Genomic DNA, 16,963 nt, shown 5'->3' with positions numbered 1-16,963 from the left:
TTTATGGACATTTATATTAAGAAAGCTATTATCCATCAGTTCAGCCCAGATGATACCGAGTTGTTTCTAGCGGATAAGTTTCTCAATATCACTCCAAAAATCGAGGAATACCTACGCAAAAAAATCGAACGTGTGTATTCAGATGAAGCCAAGACTGGGATTTTCGAAGAAGAAAATCCCTTCTTCAATCACATCACAGATGATTTGTTGGAGACGTCAGTAACACTGGCTAATCTCTGGAAAGAGGAATTTAGCATTTCTGAAAATCTCAAGACCAATGACTTGGTTTTTGTTCAGTTTTCTAAAGAAGGTGTAGAGCATTTCGCTTTCTTACGAATTGCCTTGAGGGAAACCTTGACCCACCTTGGGGGAGAAGTTGATAATCCAATCAAGCTGACTCAGAATAATCTGCCTGGATTTGGAACGGGGGCTGATGAGGCTTTGGTGGTTAATCTACAGAGTCGCAAGTACCACCTCATCGAGAAACGAATCAAGTACAATGGAACTTTTTTGAATTATTTTTCAGAAAATCTTCTTGCTGTCGCTCCTAAGATTTCTCCCAAGAAATCCATCAAGGAATTGGAAAAAACAGCTCAGAGAATTGCTGAGTCCTTTAACGCAGATGATTTTCAGTTTCAATCCAAGGTCAAATCTGCTATTTTCAACAATCTTGAAGAAAGCAATGAATTGTCACCTGAAAAATTGGCTAATGACCTTTTTGATAACAACCTGACAGCTCGCTTAAGTTTTATCGACCAAGTCAAGGAAGCTGTACCAGAACCAGTCCAGTTCGATGAAATTGATGCCAGTCGTCAACTCAAGAAATTTGAAAATCAAAAACTCTCCTTATCAAACGGAATCGAACTCATCGTTCCAAATAATGTTTACCAAGACGCAGAGTCTGTTGAGTTTATCCAAAATGACAATGGAACCTACTCTATCTTAATCAAAAATATTGAGGATATTCAAAGTAAATAATGTTTAAATTACTACGAAGAGTGCTAATGCTAGCAGTCTTCCTTTTCGCTGTCTATAAAGTCTATCATATCCATCAAGATGTGAAGCAAGTCATGACCTACAAACCCATGGTTCGAGAAGTCCTCAGTGAAAGAGATACTCCAGCCAATGAAGAGCTTGTGCTCGCCATGATTTATACCGAAACGAAAGGAAAAGAAGGCGATGTCATGCAATCTAGTGAGTCTGCTAGCGGTACTACAAATACTATCAATGACAATGTGACGAGCATTCGTCAGGGGATTCAGGCATTGACTGATAATCTCTACCTAGCTCAGGAAAAGGGCGTTGATGTCTGGACAGCTGTGCAAGCCTATAATTTTGGTCCTGCTTATATCGATTTTATCGCTCAAAATGGCAAGGAAAACACTCTCGCCTTGGCCAAACAATATTCTCGTGAAACCGTCGCTCCCATTCTTGGAAATACCACTGGGAAGACCTACACCTATATCAACCCGATTTCTATCTTTCACGGAGCAGAACTTTATGAAAATGGTGGAAATTATTACTACTCAAGACAGGTTCGCTTTAATCTCTATATCATGAAATTCTTTAATTTCTTTTAAACATCTGGTTTTACCAGGTGTTTTTTGCTATAAGTTTTCTTTAAGATTGTTTTATTACCCTAGAAAGGTAAAGGAGGGAATACCCTATGAGAAAGAAATTCTTTCTAACAAGCGTTGCAATTTTGTGGGCAGCAACAGCTATGACGAGTGTCCACGCAGCAACAGACGTTCAAAAAGTAATCGATGAAACCTATGTACAACCTGAATATGTGCTTGGTTCTTCACTAACTGAAGACCAAAAAAATCAAACTCTTAGCAAACTTGGCTATGACGCATCGAAAGACACCAAAGATATCAAAACCATGACACCTGATATCTATTCGAAAATTATAAATGTGGCTAATGATGCTAGTCTACAGCTCTATTCGTCAGCTAAGATTCAAAAGCTAGGTGACAAGTCACCTCTAGAGGTCAAGATTGAAACGCCTGAAAACATCACCAAGGTGACGCAGGATATGTACCGTAACGCAGCAGTGACGCTGGGAGTTGAGCATGCCAAAATCACAGTTGCAGCACCCATTCCAGTTACAGGTGAGAGTGCCCTAGCAGGGATTTATTACTCGTTAGAGGCCAATGGTGCTAAAGTACCGCAAGCCAATAAAGACCTAGCCCAAGAAGAACTAAAAGCCCTGTCGGATATCAATGCTGAAAACAAGGATAAGTCAGGTTACGATGCCAATAAACTCAATGTCGCTTTGGCAGATATCAAGGCAGGAATCGCAAAAGCAAAAGAAGCCAAAGGAAATCTAACAGAGGAAGATGTCCGCAAAATCGTTGAAGACACCCTAAAAAACTATAAACTCGATCAGGTTATAACAGGAAACCAGGTCAATATCATCATCAATTTTGCCCTCAATCTCTCAAAGAGTGACATTTTGAACAATGCTGATTTTACTAAAACCCTAAATGACCTCAAGGAAAGCATTGTATCCCAAGCTGGAGATAGTTTTAAAAATATCAACCTCAACTTTGATGCCAATAAAGCGCTAGAAGACGGGGGCAACTTCTTTAGCTCCCTTTGGCAAGCCATTGTCAACTTCTTCAAGAGTTTTGGTGCTTAGGTCATTTCATGATATAATAGATGGTAACAGAAATGTTGCCGTCTTTTTTTGTCGGCCGATAGAAAGTGAAAAATATGTTAAAGAAAAATGATATTGTAGAAGTTGAAATTGTCGATTTGACCCATGAAGGGGCTGGGGTTGCTAAGGTAGATGGTTTGGTTTTCTTTGTAGAAAATGCTCTACCAACTGAGAAAATTCTCATGCGTGTCCTTAAAGTCAATAAAAAGATTGGCTTTGGGAAGGTTGAAGAATACCTTGTTCAGTCACCTCATCGTAACCAAGACCTAGATTTGGCTTATCTACGTTCAGGTATAGCTGACTTGGGGCATCTTGCCTATCCAGAGCAGCTCATGTTTAAAACCAAGCAAGTTAAGGATAGTCTCTACAAAATTGCTGGCATTAGTGATGTAGAGGTTGCTGAAACGCTTGGTATGAAACATCCAGTCAAGTATCGCAATAAGGCGCAGGTGCCCGTTCGTCGAGTGAATGGTGTCTTGGAAACAGGATTTTTCCGTAAGAATTCGCATGATCTCATGCCTCTCGAAGATTTCTTTATCCAGGATCCTGTCATTGACCAAGTCGTAGTAGCTCTTCGAGACCTGCTACGTCGTTATGATTTGAAACCTTATGATGAAAAGGAACAGTCTGGCTTGATTCGCAATCTCGTTGTGCGTCGTGGTCACTATACAGGACAAATCATGGTTATCTTAGTGACTACACGTCCTAAAGTTTTCCGAGTGGAGCAGTTGATTGAACAAGTTATCAAGCAGTTCCCAGAGATTGTGTCTGTCATGCAGAATATCAATGACCAGAATACCAATGCGATTTTTGGTAAAGAATGGAAGACTCTTTATGGTCAAGACTATATTACGGACCAGATGTTGGGAAATGATTTCCAAATCGCTGGCCCATCCTTCTACCAGGTCAATACTCAAATGGCTGAGAAACTTTATCAAACAGCCATTGACTTTGCGGAGTTAAGAAAAGATGATGTGGTTATCGATGCCTATTCAGGGATTGGAACGATTGGATTATTAGTCGCCGAGCACGTTAAGGAAGTCTATGGTGTTGAAGTGATTCCTGAAGCGGTTGAGAATAGCAAAAAGAATGCTGTATTAAACAATATCACCAATGCCCACTATGTTTGTGACACGGCTGAAAATGCCATGAAGAATTGGCTCAAGGAAGGTATTCACCCAACCGTTATATTGGTTGATCCACCACGCAAGGGCTTAACCGAAAGCTTTATCAAAGCAAGCGCTCAAACAGGAGCAGACCGCATTGCCTATATTTCCTGCAATGTCGCAACCATGGCACGTGATATCAAACTCTACCAAGAATTGGGATATGAATTGAAGAAAGTCCAGCCGGTGGATCTATTTCCTCAAACGCATCATGTCGAGGCAGTAGTTTTGATGTCAAAAGCGAACCCGGGCAAGTGAATAAACCGCTGAATATATCAGGTCTTATCGTGAATAATCGTTAAATGATATAGATGCTGCCACAAAGCCTTATTTTAGCCGTTTTATCGTCACTGTAAGAACTGGTTAATAACTGGGAGTTGATTCTATTGGATGGTCCAATTGCATGTGATGCTCCAACAGTAACAGAATCAGAACTTCAGGAAGCAACCTTGAAAGTAATCAATCAGTTGGTACACTGTTCTGATTCAGTTCTTCAAACACTGACAAAAAATATAGAAAGGGTGCTTGCAGAAGATAGTTCAGAGGGAATGGAGCGCATCAATATGCTTATGAAGGAGAAACAAAAAGAACTGTTTATCTTAGCACGCGCAAAGAAGGATTAGGGAGCACTGGCAGATGAGATTGACATTCTAAGGAAAGGAAATAGAATTTTATGAAACAAGAAATATTTAAAGAATTATATGATAAATTTGATGGTCAATTTCAAATAGGGAATTATCAAAAGAATTTAACTTACTGGAAAAAATATGTTGATGAGCTCGGAGATATCGAAGAATTTCCTATAGATAAATGGATCAAACAAGATGAAAATGATAAAACATATCTGCCTAGCTATTTGGAACATCAAGAAAAACTATTCGGACATGCTAGACCAGGGCTATCTTCAAATGGTTATATGATTTATAAGCATTCAAAAGGTCAATTTTACGATGGTTATCAGAAAAAGGACAAGTTTTTTGATGATATTAGTAAGATAGAAAATGATTATAACTCAAATATATCTAAGTTAATAATGAAGCTGATACATGCGGTTTCTCTTGAAGAAATATATGAGATTGAAAAGAGCGATGAATATCAAAAGTTTTCTGGGAAACAGCTACTTAGAAAAATCTCAGTATTAATGTCAATGCTAGAAACCACAAACTATAAATATGAGTTAACATGGATTTATAGAGATGAAAGCCTATATAGTATTGCAGAAATTCTTGATGTTGATACAAATGAATGCGAGACAAAGCTTCAGCTAAATAACCATATATATTCTCGAGCGAAGATATGGGCTGAAATTGGAGAGTCATCAGATTTATTGGCTCATATAAAGCTGACCGAATTTTTATGGTTCCTCACAGACACCTCATATAATGTGAAAGAACTTTCTGATATTAATGTAAACAACATAATATTTCATGGTGCTCCAGGTACAGGGAAGACGTATAGCGTATCAAATGGAATTGAAAAGCTTCAGTCAATAAACAGTACATTATATAAAGATGCTTTATTTACTCAGTTTCATCCATCGTATACGTACCAAGATTTTATAGAAGGAATTAAACCGGTAGGTATTGTTGGAGGAAGTTTAGATCTAAAGGTAATTAACGGTACTTTTAAAGACTTTTGTATTAGAGTAAAAAAGAAAATGAAAAGTATTATTCGGAGCATTATGAGGAGCATAAAACAGATGCTGAAAAAAGCATAACTTTCGAAAACTGGCCACAATATTTTTATGTTGTTGATGAAATAAATCGAGGCAATCTGTCTAATATCTTCGGAGAAACATTTACTTTACTTGAAAATAGAGATTATGATTTTTCTGGAGAATATACAAAGCCATCTTCTAATTTAGTTTCTACCGCTTTATCAAGAGTGATAGAAACAGTCGATAATAATGATGAGCTTATTTATAAAAAAATTAATGATAGAGCGTTCTTTGGAATTCCGTTTAATATTCATTTTGTTGGAATAATGAATGATGTTGATAGAAGTATTGATCCGTTTGATCTCGCGTTAAGAAGAAGATTTAAATGGGTTCCTATGTTCTGCAATTATGAAATCATCGAAGATTTATTGATTGAGAAAGGATTTAATGAAGAGACTGTTTCTGATTATATCGAGTCGTGCAAAAAGTTAAATGACTATATATGTAACAAAGGACTGGGCTTAGGCAGAAGTTATGAGATAGGGCATGCATTTTTCTTAAAAATATTAAATGTATCAAATCAGAAAAGGATAACAAAAACTGCTAAGAATATCGTTTTTGAAAATTTCATTCTTGGTACGCTACAGGAATACATACGACAAGTAGCAGATGAAAGTGAAGTAAATGATTATGTGAAGAAAGCTCAAAATGAGTTTGGTATTTAACTATGGCAAAAGTTGAAAAGATAGTGACCAAAGTAAATACGGAATTAATTGGGAGTTTTAAATATGCTCACGATACTGTTGTAGGGCTGTCATTAGTAAAAGGAGCAAAAAGTGATGAGGATAGAGAACGTTTAGTTAATAATGCTTGTAAAAAGATTGCAATAAAAGAAATGACGTCAGAAGTGTTTGATAAAGAAAATGGATTAAAATTAATTTCATTTTCTGAGTATCATGCACATAAACGCGATATCGATAAAGAAGAAAAGCCACAGTTAATTTATCGTATAAATCAAAATGGTGATGACTTCGCAATAATGGCGGGTCTGTATACTGGTATTGTTAATGTTGGAAAAGATAAATTAGAAATCAAAACCCAATGCTCTGATTTGTTTTTTCGAAGAATAATAAATTTTTGTTGTGGGATTTATGTCGATATCGATACATCCGAAACAAGTAGTGACAGCAGTGGAGTATATTCTCTTATTGTTCAATATTTATTTTTAGTCTCTCTTCGAAAAGTTGCAGGAACGAATCTCCCTAAAAAATATGTGTATAAAAAGGACAGAGATTATAGCATCCGAGGGAATATTGATATTGAACGTTATATAACTAATGACTTAGTATCATCAGACAAAAAAATTAGTTTCAGATATCCTGAAAGAGAAAATGCACAAAATATTATCGATATTTTATATTGTGCTATTAAAGAGTGTAGTGTTGAACAAGCTGTGCTACCTGATATTTTGAGTGTAAGAAATTATTTGGCTGAAAGTTTTTCTGGACGAAGACCATCAAAGTATACTGTTAATAATATTTTAAAAGATAAGATTCTGAAAAATAGTTTATACGCAAATTACAAGAAGCCACTTCAATACGCTCAGTACATATTAAATCTGAGAGAGCTTAATGATGGTAATACAAACAAATCTAATAGCGTAAGTGGGTATTTAGTAGATGCCTCATTCTTGTGGGAGATGTATATATATAATTTGATGAAAATTCATCTTCATGATTGGGAAGTCGATGCACAAGAAGAATTGCATTTTTATGAGCAAACATTTTATGCGAAAGATAATTATCCGGATTTTGTATTACGTCATAGATTGACTGGAGAAATTGTAGTATTAGATGCCAAATTTAAAAACATGGAATTTAATGGACGTGATGTTGACAATGCAGACATCAGACAACTTCATGGATATTCTTATTATTATCATTTGCAATATGGAGATAAGTTCAGAGGGGCAGGTTTGATTTACCCAGCGAAGGAACGTATCCCTCAAAATAAAGTAAATGTAGATTTTATGTATGGAATCGATGGCTTAGTTCAAAAGTTTGGTGTATTTACTATTAAAGATCCCTCAGGTGATGAAACAATAATTGGAAATGAAGAATATTTCATTGAAGAATTAAAATTATTTATAGGTGATGAATCATGAGTGGTAATCCAAAAGCATGAAGTTACCGCCGAAACTGAGAGAAGAGCCATTACGCTAGTTCATTACAAACTTAATGTAGATAATTGAATCTTAAATTAGAAAGAGGGAATGATGAGGAAAGAGATTGTGTAATTGGGTTAGTTCAAAATGAAGAATATCATAATCGTAAAATAGAAGAATAAATAAAAGGTAGAACTTCCTCTGAATTCATAACTATGTAGCTCTATTCATAGACGAAAAAACTTAAATATACTTTTGGAAATTCAAACTCCATTATTTCGAGATGACAGCCTAAATTGGTTTTAAGGAGGTAAAATATTGATAGAAAGCAGACCTGAGTTTGATAAAATCACATCGTTTGATGAGTTCAATAAATACTATTGGTATCGAGATGAACTTTCACAGATATGCAAGTCATTAGGGCTTGAATATAGAGGGACAAAACAGGAACTTAATGATATTATTAAGCATTACTTTAAGGGGAATTTGATTAAAAAATCATCAATAAAAAGGAAAAAGAAACAAGTAGAAGTCGTTGCTTTAGATACGCCCTTACTTGAATGCGGATTCTCCTTTAATGCACACTTTAGAGAATATTTCTCAACTTTAACTGATGTTTCACCCTTTAAATTTACTGCTGATATGGCTACTGCTTGGAGAAAAGTCAAAAGAGAACATGATTTGAGATTTACAATTCAAGATATGCTAAAAGTTTATTATGGAAATTCAGATTATGCCAAGTATGACCATTCGGTTTGTCAATGGAATCAGTTTTTAAAGGATTTCTGTGCAGACGAAAATAGTGCCAACTACTCGAATAAACTAAAAGTAGCTTCTATTCTTTGGAAAGAAGTTAGAAATTCAAGTAATGAAAAAATTTATTCAAAAAAACTTTTGACTGAATATGCTGATAAAATAAAAGAGTATGGCGAGGTAGTTAAATAGAAGTGACTTGCTTTTGATAATCTGAATTTTAAACTAGCTATTATACATTAATGCCCAGTACGTCAAAGTTCTTTTTTCTGAGTTTTCATTATATAATAGCATTATATGTAAGGAGAAAATCAATGAAAAAAGCAATGTTAATTATCAACCCTACCTCTGGTGGGGAAAAGGCTTTGGATTATAAGGAAAAGCTGGAGAATAAAGCCAAAGATTATTTTGAGCATGTGGAAACAAAAATTACCGAAAAAGCGCTGGATGCAACATACTTTGCTGAGGAGGCTTCACGTGAGCAGTACGATGCAGTGGTTGTGTTTGGTGGAGACGGGACTGTCAATGAAGTCATTTCTGGTATTGCTGAGAGAGACTACATTCCTAAGTTAGGGATTATCCCAGGCGGTACGGGTAACCTCATTACGAAACTTTTGGAAATCAATCAAGACATTGATGGCGCGATAGATGAACTCGATTTTAATTTAACCAACAAGATTGATATCGGTAAAGCAAATGATAACTATTTTGGTTATATTTTTAGTATCGGTTCTCTGCCTGAGGCGATTCACAATGTGGAGATTGAGGACAAGACAAAATTCGGTATTTTAGCCTACGCTGTAAATACCATGAAGTCTGTCATGACAGATCAGGTCTTTAACATTAAGATTGAGACAGAAAATGGAAATTATGATGGTGAAGCTAGTCATGTTTTGGTTCTCTTGACAAATTACTTCGCTGATAAGAAAATCTTTGAAGAAGACAAGGATGGCTACGCTAATATTTTAATTCTAAAAGATGCTTCTATATTCTCTAAATTATCCGTCATTCCTGATTTACTAAAAGGAGATGTTGTCGGCAATGATAATATTGAGTATATCAGAGCGCGTACTATTAAGATCTCTTCAGATAGTGAGTTGGAGTCAGATGTTGACGGCGATAAATCGGATAACCTACCTGTAGAAATCAAAGTCCTAGCTCAACGAGTAGAAGTATTTTCAAAACCGAAAGAGTAGAAGGTAAAAACTAGTTTATCTTTTAGTGAGAAATCAAATTTTATATCAACGATTGGAGGAGGAATGAACTCTCTATTTGATGAATTTCGAACAATTTGTTCATATTTAAACCAAGTCGGAATTATACCGACACTGATGGGGTCTTTGGGATTAGAGTTTAGAACGAAAGAAAATTGGGAGCCATCTGACATTGACGTTCATGTCTCTGGTGACCCTAGAGGTTGGGAAGCACCTGATCATCTCAGAATTTATGACTGGGACAAGATAATGAAAGTGATGAAAGACTTAGGCTACGCCTTAATAGATATTCATGAGCATGAATTCCAAAAAGATGGTCTGAGTGTTGAATTCGGAAGTATCGATTCTTTACCTGATTTTGCAGGAGTTTCGGAGTCGGATATAGAGCTGATCCATCTCGAAAACATCACTTTTCGCGTTCCAAGTTTAGAACAGTTTTTAAGTATTTACAAGGCTTCTTCCCAAGATTCCTATCGAAATGACCACAATAACAATAAGGATTTTAAAAAAATTGAGTGGCTGGAAAGACATTTGTAAATTATCATATGAAAAGTAGTAAGTTGTATGACTGGCTGCTTTTTTTATTTATAGAAACAAACCACTTGAAACTACGGACAAGCCTTGCAAATAAAATACGAAAGTAGTATACTAGAATCACAATTATGAAAACGTTTGCGCAATAAGATGAATGAAAGTAAACTAGGAGACAGAACAATGGAATTAACAGCCATTTACCACAGGCCAGAGTCGGAGTATGCTTATCTTTATAAAGATAAGACAATGCACATTCGCATTCGAACGAAAAGAGGAGATATCGCAAGTATCAACTTGCATTATGGAGATCCTTTTATTTTTATAGAGGACCGTTATGAAGATAGTAAGGAGATGAGTAAAGTAACTTCCGATGCTTTGTTTGATTACTGGCAAGTAGAGGTTACGGTCGGCTATGCACGACTCCAGTATCTCTTTGAACTCAAAGATAAGCAAGGTCAGAGAATTCTGTATGGTGATAAGGGATGTGTTGAAAACACACTAGAAAACCTTCATTACGAAGGAAACGGATTTAAAATTCCTTATATCCATGAGATTGATGCTTGCCATGTTCCTGACTGGGTAGCTGAAACGGTATGGTACCAGATTTTCCCAGAACGCTTTGCAAATGGCAATCCTGAGATTTCACCAGAAGGGGCGCTAGCTTGGGATTCATCTATCAAACCAAAGACGAGCGATTTCTTTGGTGGGGATTTACAGGGGATTATTGACCATCTGGATTACTTGCAAGACTTAGGTATTACAGGTCTTTATCTCTGTCCGATTTTTGAATCCCCAAGCAATCACAAGTACAATACGACGGACTATTTCGAAATTGACCATCATTTTGGAGACAAGGAAACTTTCCGTAAATTGGTAGATCAAGCCCATCAGAGAGGCATGAAAATCATGCTGGACGCTGTTTTCAACCATATCGGAGACCAAGCTCCACAGTGGCAGGATATTCTCAAACATGGTGAAGATTCTATTTATAAAGACTGGTTCCATATTCAAGACTTTCCAGTCGTTAAAGAAAATCTCGTTAATAAAAGAGAACTATCCTACCATACCTTTGCCTTTGAGAGCTATATGCCTAAGCTCAATACGGCAAATCCTCAAGTGAGAGACTATTTGTTGAGCGTTGCGACCTACTGGATTGAAGAGTTTGATATCGATGCTTGGCGCCTAGATGTGGCGAATGAAGTCGACCACCAATTTTGGAGAGATTTCCGTAAGGCTGTCTTGGCTAAAAAGCCTGATCTTTATATTCTTGGAGAAGTCTGGCACACCTCTCAGCCTTGGCTAAATGGCGATGAATTTCACGCAGTCATGAACTATCCTCTCTCTGACAGTATCAAGGATTATTTCTTGCGTGGGGTTAAGAAGCCTTATCAATTTATCGATGAAATCAATAGCCAGTCTATGTACTATAGACAGCAGATTTCGGAAGTGATGTTCAATCTCTTGGATTCGCATGATACGGAGCGTATTTTGACTACTGCCAAGGGAGATAGCCAACTTGTTAAGTCTGCCCTAGCCTGCCTCTTTTTACAAAGAGGAACACCGTGTTTCTACTATGGAACCGAGTTAGAGTTAGACGGAGGGCCAGACCCAGATTGTCGTCGTGCTATGCCTTGGGAACGTGTTTCCGACAGCAATGAGATGCTTCATTTCATGAAGAAATTGATTCAGCTTCGCAAGAGTGTTTCAGACATTATCCAACATGGCACCTACAACCTGAAAGAAATCAAGCCAGATGTGCTATCTCTGGAATGGAATCATGACGGGCAAAATCTCCGAGCAATTTTTAACCAATCAACTAAAAACTATCTTGTAGAAAACAGTGATGCTGTAGCGTTAGCAAGTCATTACCAAGAATTGGAGCAGCAACTGGTAATTTTGCCAAAAGGATTTGTTGTATTTTAGGATGATACGATGGTTTAATATAACATTATTTAGAATTTTTCCTTGCTGAAGTTTCTGTAAAAATATTAAAACTAAGAAAGTGAGCAATAAACAGATGCCTTATAAAAATATTCTTCGAGACAAAACAAGGAGTGAGCGACGGGTAACTTGGGGTAATGTTGAAAAAGATTGCTATCAAGCTGAAGCAAAATTTAGTGAAAACACTGATTTTGAACTAGCTACAATTGTATTAACGGGAGACAAACGCCAAGTACGGGTACGTTTTCCTTTTAGTCATTTCTATCAAATTATTGATAGAAATTTAGCTTCGGTAATTTGGGATACTCCAGTCAATCCAAGCAAAGGCGCTGAATATCCTCTCTACAGAATTGAAAATAGTTTTTTAATTGAACAAATTGTCCATAATGCAGGAGGAGTACTATACAAACAAGAACTTGAGCACTATCGGGTTCTTACTAATAATTTACTTATTGACATCATTCTCTATGAGGGGCAAAGTGGTGATATCCAGATAGAAGAGGTGGTGAAAAATGAAGTGGGATAAGATTGATAATGAGATTGAATATGATTGGTATGAATTGCGATGTCAACTATCCAGAGATAATCATCTCAAGGTTTCTTTATATGGTTTGAAAAATCAAAAGAATATTTATTATCTTGATTTTGGAAAAGTATTGTTTTGCAGAGCAATAGATGAAGGTTGGAATTTGAATCCTTATGAAGAAAAGTTTGAAAGTGATGAAAAACAGCCTCATATACCTGATGGAGTTTTGTGGGAAGTCACTAATAGCAACCTTAAGAATCAAATCAAAAACCATTATCCTCAGCCGATTCACCATTTTCAAATTCTTGGTATTAATTTTGGGCTAGATGTAATCTCAGAAAACTTTCCAATTGTTATACAAGAAAGACTGTAATGATGGGCAACCATTCGTTCCAGTCTTTTTTCTGTTTATGTAGTATAATAAAGGAAATACCAGAGGCAAAATCTTAGAAAGAAGAGAACGATGAACCATCTAGTCCAATCTTTAAAAGAAAAGATCACTGACCAAATGTATTTGGAAGATATGGTGAATGTCTTTGAAGAAATGTGTGGCACACCATTTGATGAGGAAATGATTTTGTTTGAAACGGGAACATTTACTAGGTTATCAAACGATCCCTTGTTCCAAATCTCCTTGGTTCGACAAGTTCCTAATGATGATGAAGAATTTTATCAAGTCCATTTAGCTATTTTCTATAGGCCGACCAGTAAGAATGCAGAGTTCAGCGAGTCTATCTGGGACGAAGATCTTGATGAGAATATCTTTGACTATATTCGGAACTCTGAGGTCTTTGCCGATGCTAAAGAAAAGGAATACCTCAAAGTAAAAATTTATTTAGATGAAACTTAGTAAGGAGAAATCATGTTTAGTTTTTTTAAGCGAAAAAGAAACAAGTGGTTCAATCAGGAGTCACATGACAAGGCTAAAGAAAATCAGACTGTTTCTGAAAAGAAACTTGATTTAGAAAATGATGGAACAAAGATGGATTCTGAACAAATCCTCCATTTTGATCATTTAAACTTTAAATTGGCCGTCATTCAGGTCTTAATGTACGATTTACAAGTATTAAAATCATCTTTTGATATTTATGATTTTGCTGATCAATACAGTGAAGAAGAGATTGATACTGAAAGCATGGAAGTTATAAGACCTGCTCTTGAGTATTTTGAAGCCTTATCTATTCCTAAGAAATATGCTGAAGAGGTCAAAGAAATTTACATGGATGGTGGAAATGAGATTTATATGAATATCATTCCGCAATGGGATGGAGAAGATGGAACATTTGAATTAAATGAGCTCAGTTTATCCGAACTGCAACAATTTCCAAACTTGAAAGAAGCAACTATTTTAAGCAGCAATTTTGATAGCGTGAAAGAAATCTTCGATGTGGCTGGTATTGAAGTGGATCTATTATAATTTTAGTTATCAAATCAATTCATGTTAAAACAATAATTGGGTCACGGTTTAAAAGGAGTATGAAAATCAATGGATGCCAACACACTTAGAGTTGTGAAAATAGATAAAGAAGTACTTTATGAATTTATCTATGAAAACTTTATAGCACAGCAGGAAGAATTGTTAGACATATCCAAATCTGAAGTGATGAATGATTTTGCAATAGATTGGGAAAAAGGGGAGTTTCTATTTACTGCGCATAGACAGGAAAACATGGCTGGAGAATTGATTTCTTTACCAGAAGGACTAAATGCGGAAACATTACTGGAAAACTTGTCTGTTACAACTGATTCTGTACTTAAATCAAATCAAATCTATAAAGATTATTCATTTGACGATTTGAGCAAATTTATTTGATGAGAGTATTTTATATCGCAGAGGTTGCAGATGCTAGAGTGCGGTGAGTTACAGTTAATTACAAGAGAAAAGTGTGAAAAAATACAATTCAAATCTGAGTTTACTCAATCTAGTGTAACTTACTCGAATTTAAATAGTCAAACTAGTGTTGAAGAAGTGAAGAGTTTATTATCCACTCATACTATCTATCATTAGAAGGAAGCAAGTCAAAGAATTCAACTTATAAAAGTCCCTTTATCGTAGAGAATATTGATTAGATAGCAAGGAAGAGGAAAAAATGAAACTATTTAAAAAAATTTCCTGTCTATTTATTATTATAGTTGGCGCCCTTCTACTAAGTGCCTGTACCTCGCATAAAGAAGACAAAGAGCGACTGGTTCGATATCTCAATAACGTCTACGGAGAAAATACTTATGTGATGAAAGAAGATCCCAGTCATCCCTATTATTGGTTTGTGACATTGAAGGATTATCCAAATATTCCCTTTACTTGTAGTGTGTCCCATGATTGGCTAGCAATGGGATCACCTTTTATTCATTCTGATTTTGAAGAAACCTTCTGCACAAGAGCTCTTGCGGAGTATAAAGAAGATCATAATCTAGGTGATGATGTCCTGTCCTATCTGCATCCCGTAAATTTTGTCTATTCTACAGAAGTAACAAATTTAGATCAACTAAAAGAATCCTATGACAAGATGTTGGACTTTATCAACTATACTAGCCTGAAGTATCCTATTTTAGTAGAAACTGATTGTTTCGGGGTACGAATGGATATCAGTGGTATTCGATTAAAGAGCTCGAGGAGGAATCTTGATGGGTCAATCGATACCGGTATTTATCGACAAGTTTGCAATGCAGAAAATGGGAAATTAAACATAAGACCTTTTGAGGAAATTCGTCAAGAATTGGAACCCCAACTACGAACACATCCTGAGAATTCAAAGGGATTTGTATTTGTAGTAAACACGACCTCCTTTGTACTAGGAAGCGACACACTCGATGATTGCTTATATAAGCATTTCGAATTATCATCTACCACAGTAGAAGAACTTCAAAAGATCAAGTTGCAACCTGGAGAAAATAGCGAAAACTATATATTGTCCAAAGACTATAATGATAATAGTCTGGAGTATTATACAAAAGTTACAGTGCAGGTCAAAAATCTAAGTGATAAGGAATGTTCTGTTTTAGAGGGAACGTTGATGAAGGCTGTCATCTCTGATCCGGCAAGTATGTATATTGGGGATGTCTATTTTGAATTTGATAAAAGAAAAGAATTAACTGCTGATTTATATGATATGCTTGGAACAAAAAGGCCCTCCACTAGTGAAGAGGAGAGCGACGGAGTTCCCTATAAAAATATAAGGGTTTTATTTAAGATGAAGATCTATTTCAAAGAGATAGACAGCGTTACATTATCCTATCAGGAGTAGGGATTTTCTCACTCCCAGATTGTATGCTGGGCTCTTACTCCGTATCGATTAGGGGACTGATCACTATTGAAATTCGCCACAAATTGATAGCTGTTCCATAGTACATAGTCGGCAGTTTGCAGCCTCAGACTGAAGTAGGTGTCCTGCTTCACTTCTTTAGCGTCAGCAGGTTTTAGTGAAAAGATATCTGTTAAGTTTTTCGTTTTAAAATCAGTGATTGTGAGTTTGGAGAGGTCTTGGTTATTGATGTTAACTTGGGAGAGTTGCGGGCTGTCTGCTGAGATTTCATAGTACGTGACCACGCAGTTCTCGAGTTTATCAGAGTCTTTCCACTTTGGTGTAATGCTCATAAGGCCATAAGATTTACCATCTCGGACTATTTCAAGCAGTTCTCCGTAGTAGAAGTGGTCATTGCGCTTGTTCACAATCTCGCTCTCAGGATTTTTTCCAGTAAAGCTGAACCCCTGGTCCAGTAGTTCTGAAGCCCTTGTTTCTCCGACCACCACACTGGTCTTATTGATTTGTATTCCAAAAGGTTGAGCAGGGAAGCCAGTAATGAAGATGCAAAAAGTAAAGATGAAAGTAGTCAAAAAGATAGCACCAACAACCGCATTGGTTGATGAATAGGGACCATGTTCTTTCTTTGAACGGCTTACTATAAATATTACCAAGTTGACAAACTGTCTAAACAGCATACTTGCTACAACAATGGCAAATTGAGCCTTTAAACAAGTATAAAGAGCTGCTGAAAAATTGTCCATTTTAACATACAGCGCCACTAAAGTGAGGATATTAGCCAGAACAAAATAGAAAATAAATAGGTTTACTTCCTTGAGAGCGTCCCTATTAGTGATATCTTCATATTCAATATGGTAGCGTCCTTGAAAACCTTGCCCAAACTGATACATCCACTTAGGAACTTCTTCGCCGGCTCTAACGGCACTCGCCAGTTTAAAATAGAGATAAATCGTACAGACTAAGAATAGGAAAAAAATAAAATAAAAAGTCAAAGCAAATATAAAAAAGCCCATCGCTATTCTCCTTTTTAAACTATAATCCACATTTTGGATACACCTTTATTATAACACTTTATAGGGAAAACAT

The 16,963-nt window shown here is 36.2% G+C and carries 19 protein-coding genes; 18 read left to right on the top strand and 1 reads right to left on the bottom strand.

Annotated features, from left to right (window positions below; all coding sequences use genetic code 11):
• Positions 1–3: 3 nt before the first annotated feature.
• The 18 genes from HMPREF9965_RS08180 (at position 4) to HMPREF9965_RS08095 (ending at position 15,859) form a co-directional block, all read left to right on the top strand.
• Entirely contained in the window at positions 4–978 is a 975-nt protein-coding gene (locus HMPREF9965_RS08180) for a nucleoid-associated protein (RefSeq protein WP_000356114.1), read from the top strand.
• Positions 978–1,580 carry a lysozyme family protein gene (locus tag HMPREF9965_RS08175; RefSeq protein WP_025170847.1) on the top strand — a complete coding sequence of 201 codons (603 nt, stop codon included), beginning with the start codon at positions 978–980 and terminating at the stop codon, positions 1,578–1,580. The genes HMPREF9965_RS08180 and HMPREF9965_RS08175 overlap by 1 nt, the downstream gene beginning before the upstream one ends.
• Before the next feature lie 86 nt (positions 1,581–1,666).
• The gene (locus HMPREF9965_RS08170; protein WP_001227385.1) at positions 1,667–2,641 is read left to right on the top strand and encodes a DUF1002 domain-containing protein; all 975 of its coding nucleotides are present in this window, start codon (positions 1,667–1,669) and stop codon (positions 2,639–2,641) included.
• Positions 2,642–2,715: 74 nt separating this feature from the next.
• Positions 2,716–4,083, top strand: a complete 1,368-nt coding sequence (gene rlmD, locus HMPREF9965_RS08165) for a 23S rRNA (uracil(1939)-C(5))-methyltransferase RlmD (RefSeq protein ID WP_000914608.1) — start codon at positions 2,716–2,718, stop codon at positions 4,081–4,083.
• Positions 4,084–4,211: 128 nt separating this feature from the next.
• Entirely contained in the window at positions 4,212–4,448 is a 237-nt protein-coding gene (locus tag HMPREF9965_RS08160; protein ID WP_004243681.1) for a hypothetical protein, read from the top strand.
• A 50-nt stretch (positions 4,449–4,498) separates the two neighbouring features.
• Positions 4,499–5,542, top strand: a complete 1,044-nt coding sequence (locus HMPREF9965_RS08155; RefSeq protein ID WP_004243668.1) for a hypothetical protein — start codon at positions 4,499–4,501, stop codon at positions 5,540–5,542.
• Complete coding sequence (locus tag HMPREF9965_RS12815) at positions 5,539–6,207, top strand: AAA family ATPase (protein ID WP_080566882.1); 669 nt, start codon at positions 5,539–5,541, stop codon at positions 6,205–6,207. Before HMPREF9965_RS08155 ends, HMPREF9965_RS12815 begins: the two co-directional genes overlap by 4 nt.
• Positions 6,208–6,209: 2 nt before the next feature.
• Positions 6,210–7,646 carry a 5-methylcytosine restriction system specificity protein McrC gene (locus HMPREF9965_RS08145; protein WP_001140991.1) on the top strand — a complete coding sequence of 479 codons (1,437 nt, stop codon included), beginning with the start codon at positions 6,210–6,212 and terminating at the stop codon, positions 7,644–7,646.
• Between the two features lie 318 nt (positions 7,647–7,964).
• A complete protein-coding gene (locus tag HMPREF9965_RS08140) occupies positions 7,965–8,591 on the top strand; it encodes an SAP domain-containing protein (RefSeq protein WP_000573120.1) in 627 nt (208 codons plus the stop codon).
• Positions 8,592–8,713: 122 nt separating this feature from the next.
• Positions 8,714–9,595, top strand: a complete 882-nt coding sequence (locus HMPREF9965_RS08135) for a diacylglycerol/lipid kinase family protein (RefSeq protein ID WP_000710088.1) — start codon at positions 8,714–8,716, stop codon at positions 9,593–9,595.
• A 63-nt stretch (positions 9,596–9,658) separates the two neighbouring features.
• Complete coding sequence (locus HMPREF9965_RS08130; protein WP_001086588.1) at positions 9,659–10,150, top strand: hypothetical protein; 492 nt, start codon at positions 9,659–9,661, stop codon at positions 10,148–10,150.
• A gap of 177 nt (positions 10,151–10,327) precedes the next feature.
• On the top strand, positions 10,328–12,070 hold the full coding sequence (locus tag HMPREF9965_RS08125; RefSeq protein WP_000423954.1) for a glycoside hydrolase family 13 protein: 1,743 nt from the start codon (positions 10,328–10,330) through the stop codon (positions 12,068–12,070).
• Positions 12,071–12,164: 94 nt separating this feature from the next.
• Positions 12,165–12,614: a hypothetical protein gene (locus HMPREF9965_RS08120; RefSeq protein WP_001146431.1), complete on the top strand. Its 450-nt coding sequence runs from the start codon at positions 12,165–12,167 to the stop codon at positions 12,612–12,614.
• Complete coding sequence (locus HMPREF9965_RS08115) at positions 12,601–12,987, top strand: hypothetical protein (RefSeq protein WP_000870676.1); 387 nt, start codon at positions 12,601–12,603, stop codon at positions 12,985–12,987. Before HMPREF9965_RS08120 ends, HMPREF9965_RS08115 begins: the two co-directional genes overlap by 14 nt.
• Positions 12,988–13,077: 90 nt before the next feature.
• Positions 13,078–13,464, top strand: coding sequence for a hypothetical protein (locus HMPREF9965_RS08110; RefSeq protein WP_001016253.1), 387 nt, complete (start codon positions 13,078–13,080; stop codon positions 13,462–13,464).
• Between the two features lie 12 nt (positions 13,465–13,476).
• The gene (locus HMPREF9965_RS08105) at positions 13,477–14,031 is read left to right on the top strand and encodes a DUF6892 domain-containing protein (protein WP_000490738.1); all 555 of its coding nucleotides are present in this window, start codon (positions 13,477–13,479) and stop codon (positions 14,029–14,031) included.
• A 69-nt stretch (positions 14,032–14,100) separates the two neighbouring features.
• Entirely contained in the window at positions 14,101–14,427 is a 327-nt protein-coding gene (locus HMPREF9965_RS08100; RefSeq protein ID WP_000339853.1) for a hypothetical protein, read from the top strand.
• Positions 14,428–14,704: 277 nt separating this feature from the next.
• Positions 14,705–15,859 (top strand): hypothetical protein, encoded by a 1,155-nt coding sequence (locus tag HMPREF9965_RS08095; RefSeq protein WP_000765207.1) that lies wholly within the window; start codon positions 14,705–14,707, stop codon positions 15,857–15,859.
• A gap of 8 nt (positions 15,860–15,867) precedes the next feature.
• Here the strand turns inward: HMPREF9965_RS08095 and HMPREF9965_RS08090 are convergent, their stop codons facing one another.
• Positions 15,868–16,890, bottom strand: coding sequence for a hypothetical protein (locus HMPREF9965_RS08090; protein WP_000505400.1), 1,023 nt, complete (start codon positions 16,888–16,890; stop codon positions 15,868–15,870).
• Positions 16,891–16,963: the final 73 nt, after the last annotated feature.

Origin of the sequence: Streptococcus mitis bv. 2 str. SK95, from assembly GCF_000222705.1 — a bacterium.
In the GTDB taxonomy this organism is placed as follows: domain Bacteria; phylum Bacillota; class Bacilli; order Lactobacillales; family Streptococcaceae; genus Streptococcus; species Streptococcus mitis_AY.
Note: the sequence above shows the minus strand (reverse complement) of the source record. Positions and strands in the feature narration are given on the sequence as shown.

Coding starts and splice junctions, on each gene's coding strand:
- HMPREF9965_RS08135 (WP_000710088.1), top strand. CDS start 8,714: ATGAAAAAAGCAATGTTAATTATCAACCCTACCTCTGGTGGGGAAAAG.
- HMPREF9965_RS08175 (WP_025170847.1), top strand. CDS start 978: ATGTTTAAATTACTACGAAGAGTGCTAATGCTAGCAGTCTTCCTTTTC.
- HMPREF9965_RS08090 (WP_000505400.1), bottom strand. CDS start 16,890: ATGGGCTTTTTTATATTTGCTTTGACTTTTTATTTTATTTTTTTCCTA.
- HMPREF9965_RS08095 (WP_000765207.1), top strand. CDS start 14,705: ATGAAACTATTTAAAAAAATTTCCTGTCTATTTATTATTATAGTTGGC.
- HMPREF9965_RS08100 (WP_000339853.1), top strand. CDS start 14,101: ATGGATGCCAACACACTTAGAGTTGTGAAAATAGATAAAGAAGTACTT.
- HMPREF9965_RS08110 (WP_001016253.1), top strand. CDS start 13,078: ATGAACCATCTAGTCCAATCTTTAAAAGAAAAGATCACTGACCAAATG.
- HMPREF9965_RS08130 (WP_001086588.1), top strand. CDS start 9,659: ATGAACTCTCTATTTGATGAATTTCGAACAATTTGTTCATATTTAAAC.
- HMPREF9965_RS08145 (WP_001140991.1), top strand. CDS start 6,210: ATGGCAAAAGTTGAAAAGATAGTGACCAAAGTAAATACGGAATTAATT.
- HMPREF9965_RS08120 (WP_001146431.1), top strand. CDS start 12,165: ATGCCTTATAAAAATATTCTTCGAGACAAAACAAGGAGTGAGCGACGG.
- rlmD (WP_000914608.1), top strand. CDS start 2,716: ATGTTAAAGAAAAATGATATTGTAGAAGTTGAAATTGTCGATTTGACC.
- HMPREF9965_RS08125 (WP_000423954.1), top strand. CDS start 10,328: ATGGAATTAACAGCCATTTACCACAGGCCAGAGTCGGAGTATGCTTAT.
- HMPREF9965_RS08115 (WP_000870676.1), top strand. CDS start 12,601: ATGAAGTGGGATAAGATTGATAATGAGATTGAATATGATTGGTATGAA.
- HMPREF9965_RS08180 (WP_000356114.1), top strand. CDS start 4: ATGGACATTTATATTAAGAAAGCTATTATCCATCAGTTCAGCCCAGAT.
- HMPREF9965_RS08155 (WP_004243668.1), top strand. CDS start 4,499: ATGAAACAAGAAATATTTAAAGAATTATATGATAAATTTGATGGTCAA.
- HMPREF9965_RS08105 (WP_000490738.1), top strand. CDS start 13,477: ATGTTTAGTTTTTTTAAGCGAAAAAGAAACAAGTGGTTCAATCAGGAG.
- HMPREF9965_RS08170 (WP_001227385.1), top strand. CDS start 1,667: ATGAGAAAGAAATTCTTTCTAACAAGCGTTGCAATTTTGTGGGCAGCA.